Origin of the sequence: Vreelandella arctica, assembly GCF_037070215.1 — a bacterium.
Taxonomy (GTDB): domain Bacteria; phylum Pseudomonadota; class Gammaproteobacteria; order Pseudomonadales; family Halomonadaceae; genus Vreelandella; species Vreelandella arctica.
Window position 1 is genome coordinate 1 of record NZ_JBANSN010000076.1, and the last position, 3012, is coordinate 3012.

Annotated in this window: 4 protein-coding genes; 1 reads left to right on the forward strand and 3 read right to left on the reverse strand. The window is 50.7% G+C overall.

Annotated elements, in window-relative coordinates; all coding sequences use genetic code 11:
* Positions 1 to 360: 360 nt before the first annotated feature.
* The gene (locus V8L70_RS22640; protein WP_022522212.1) at positions 361 to 588 is read right to left on the reverse strand and encodes a hypothetical protein; all 228 of its coding nucleotides are present in this window, start codon (positions 586 to 588) and stop codon (positions 361 to 363) included.
* A gap of 359 nt (positions 589 to 947) precedes the next feature.
* Here V8L70_RS22640 and V8L70_RS22645 point away from each other — a divergent pair, with 359 nt between their 5' ends.
* Positions 948 to 1271 carry a hypothetical protein gene (locus V8L70_RS22645; protein WP_053856994.1) on the forward strand — a complete coding sequence of 108 codons (324 nt, stop codon included), beginning with the start codon at positions 948 to 950 and terminating at the stop codon, positions 1269 to 1271.
* Positions 1272 to 1553: 282 nt separating this feature from the next.
* Here the strand turns inward: V8L70_RS22645 and V8L70_RS22650 are convergent, their stop codons facing one another.
* Both V8L70_RS22650 and V8L70_RS22655 read right to left on the reverse strand, forming a co-directional pair.
* Complete coding sequence (locus V8L70_RS22650) at positions 1554 to 2324, reverse strand: hypothetical protein (protein WP_022522210.1); 771 nt, start codon at positions 2322 to 2324, stop codon at positions 1554 to 1556.
* A 16-nt stretch (positions 2325 to 2340) separates the two neighbouring features.
* Positions 2341 to 3000, reverse strand: a complete 660-nt coding sequence (locus V8L70_RS22655) for a HupE/UreJ family protein (RefSeq protein WP_336270697.1) — start codon at positions 2998 to 3000, stop codon at positions 2341 to 2343.
* Positions 3001 to 3012: the final 12 nt, after the last annotated feature.

Below are 3012 nucleotides of genomic sequence, written 5' to 3' on the forward strand. Positions count from 1 at the left end.
GGGAAGGATAGAGCGTGGAGAAGTGAGCATCACCATTGAGATGCTGTATAGGATCGCAGCGACATTACAGTGCGAGCCGATAACCTTGCTCCCTAAGATGTCTTCTATACGTTTACCTAACCCTCGTAAGGCTAATAAGGGACGATTTAATTAAGGACGATAGCCGTTTCTACGATGAGAGATGTGACTCGATAGTTGTTTGAGGTGGCATTTTTGCGGTAGGTCTGCAACGTGCATAACAATACTCAAGCAGGCACAAAGCTATCTACTTCCATCCGAGCAACGCAATTTAGTGTATTGATTGCTCTTATTCAGCGCCGACCCGAACGGCCTCTACGAAATGGCTCTTTGTTGTAATGTTCAGAACTCATCTTCATTAATTAATCGGAACACCATTCTCTTGGCATGGCTAAGATCACTCTTAGCCAGCACGTACCAATCGTACACTTCGCTTCCTGGCAACATTTCCTGACCCACTGCACAGCGATCCCGCTCGTAACGAAACCTTGTACCCGCTGGCGATTGCCATTCGACAACGTTTTCACCATTAAAAACCGGGTTCAAATCACTTATTTTTCGTATAGCCATCGTAGCCAGCCACCTGAAGTATATTTATCTTTCTTAATTTATTGATTTGGTTCACTTTAACGCTAATCGCCGACAGGTTGCACGTGGTACTTGAAGGCCAAAAGGAGCCGATAGAATCACGACCTAGCGCCAGACGGGCAATAGGTGGCTTGAGCAGTACCTGGCCAAAACCACACGGCTGGTTGAATATGATAAATTTATAGATAACCGCGACGAGCGTAGATTATCCAACTACGGTCGGCCTGGATGCCGTTATTTAAACGAGGCTGTCTCAAAGATAATCACCCTCGTTTCGGAAATTTTTATCTTAACGAAACAAGTCATAATGCGAACCCTAAACACCGAAGGAGAGTCTAGACATGCCATCTTTATCGCCTGATGCTTTGGCTATACTTCTCCCTCTCGGCATTCTTTTCTCCGCTCTACTCATGTTCGGAGCCGGCCTTGTATGGGCCCGCTACCGCGATTACCAGAACGAAAGGCAAGATCGAGAAAAGTTAATTCAAACTATTTTGGACCAGATCGAACCTTGGGCAGGCTCTCGATCCTCCGCCTGGGCATGGTATCAAACATATCCCATTTCGGCCCTCGGTGGACAGACAGCCCAGCAACTAGCCGCTCAAGGAAAAGCTTACGAGGTAATCGCGTACATAGCCCATATTCGCCAGGGCGGATATGCTTAACCCGGCCTATCGCTTGTTTTACGTTTTATGTAGCTTTCAGTACGCGTAACCACTGAGTAATACCGGATAGTCCCGTTTGTATAGCGATGGTAGGAATCAGACCGTCGCTAACCGGCCAATAGAAGACTTTCAGATATTTCGCATATATGCCTAAATATTATATTAAATCAGATAACCCAACGACCACTATCTCATCTAATTCTGTAGACGGTTTCCCCATCAATGTAGCGACGCTGATGGCAAAGGCCCCTAACGCTCAGGAGAGCGCTAGGGGCCACTGCTTTAGAGAACCTTATTCAGCTCCCCATAGTCCCCTCCAACACGCAACATCACGGTCACGTCGTTATCATTGCGATTACGAAAGAACCAACCGTGGTTACCGGTGAACGCGGCTTCCAGTTCACCCTCATCTTCGGGCACGCCGCGTCCTTTCTCATAGCTAATCGAGTTGCCATTTCCGTCACCGTGTGTGTCGAAATTAAGTGGCCCCCCATCGGAAGCCCAAGCGAATGTCGCGACAGCGCCTTCTTCCATCGTCAGCTTGTACTCGGTGCCCTCGCCCGGTGTGAGGGTGAAGCTCACTTCATCGCCCCATGTGGCAGCTTCTTCAGTTGCCTGGGAGGCTGCCTCCTCAGCGGCCAAAGCGTCAGCAAGCGCTAAGCTAGCCTCGGGCTGCACCATCTCTTGGTCAGATACCGAGGAGGCTACTTGCTCCGGCTCTACATCTGATGCTTGTTGAGCAGCAGTGTTTGCAGCCGTGGGCTGGTTATCACTTGCTGATTCTTGAGGTGCAGTGGGTTGTGATGCCTGCATGGCAGCGGCTTCGTCATTAGCCTGGTCAAGCTCGGCCTCCTCGGCCAGTTGGGCCTTGATTTCACCCATCTCGGTCAGCCCCAACAAGCGGCCCGCGCCGGTGGGGTCGATGGCATACTCTGCGGGCAGCACCACGGTGACCAACAGGGCAATAGCTATTACCGCCGCCAGCAACGTAGATCGAAGTAATTTACCCGTCGAAGGTAACTCAGCACGGGTAGGAAGATCGGTATTGTACATTTGGGTCTCTCCTGAATTAGGCGATGAAATAGCCGGTGAGCTGATAACCGACCAGCATAAAGCCAGCGCACATCATGGCGACGTTAGCGGTATAGGCGTGGCGTAAGAAGCCATTGGTGCTTCGCCAGAACCCCATCACGATAAGGATGGCACTTAGGGCCAGTAGCTGGCCGATCTCTACCCCAACGTTGAACGCCAGGAGATTGGGGACCAATCCATCAGAAGAGATATCGTACTCAATGATCTTGCTCGACAATCCAAAGCCATGGAACAGGCCGAAGACCAACGTCGCCACCTTGGTATTGGGCTGAAAGCCGAACCAGCGCTGATAAGCACCGATGTTATCGAGTGCCTTGTAGACAACGGAGAGACCGATGATGGCATCGATGAGGTAGCTATTGATGCCGATATTAAAGTACACCCCCAGCAGCATGGTCGTAGAGTGACCGATGGCGAAGAGGCTGACGTAGATGGCGATATGCTGCATTCGATAGAGGAAAAAGATCACCCCTAGCAAAAACAGGATGTGGTCATACCCCGTCACCATGTGCTTGGCACCGAGATAGCCGAATGAGATCAGGTGAACGCCATAGATCTCCTGGATGTACCCTTTGTCGCCTTCAGCAACGGCGTGGGCAAGGGCTTCACCACTGGCTCCCAGGAGCATCACCAGCAGTGTGAAAAGGGT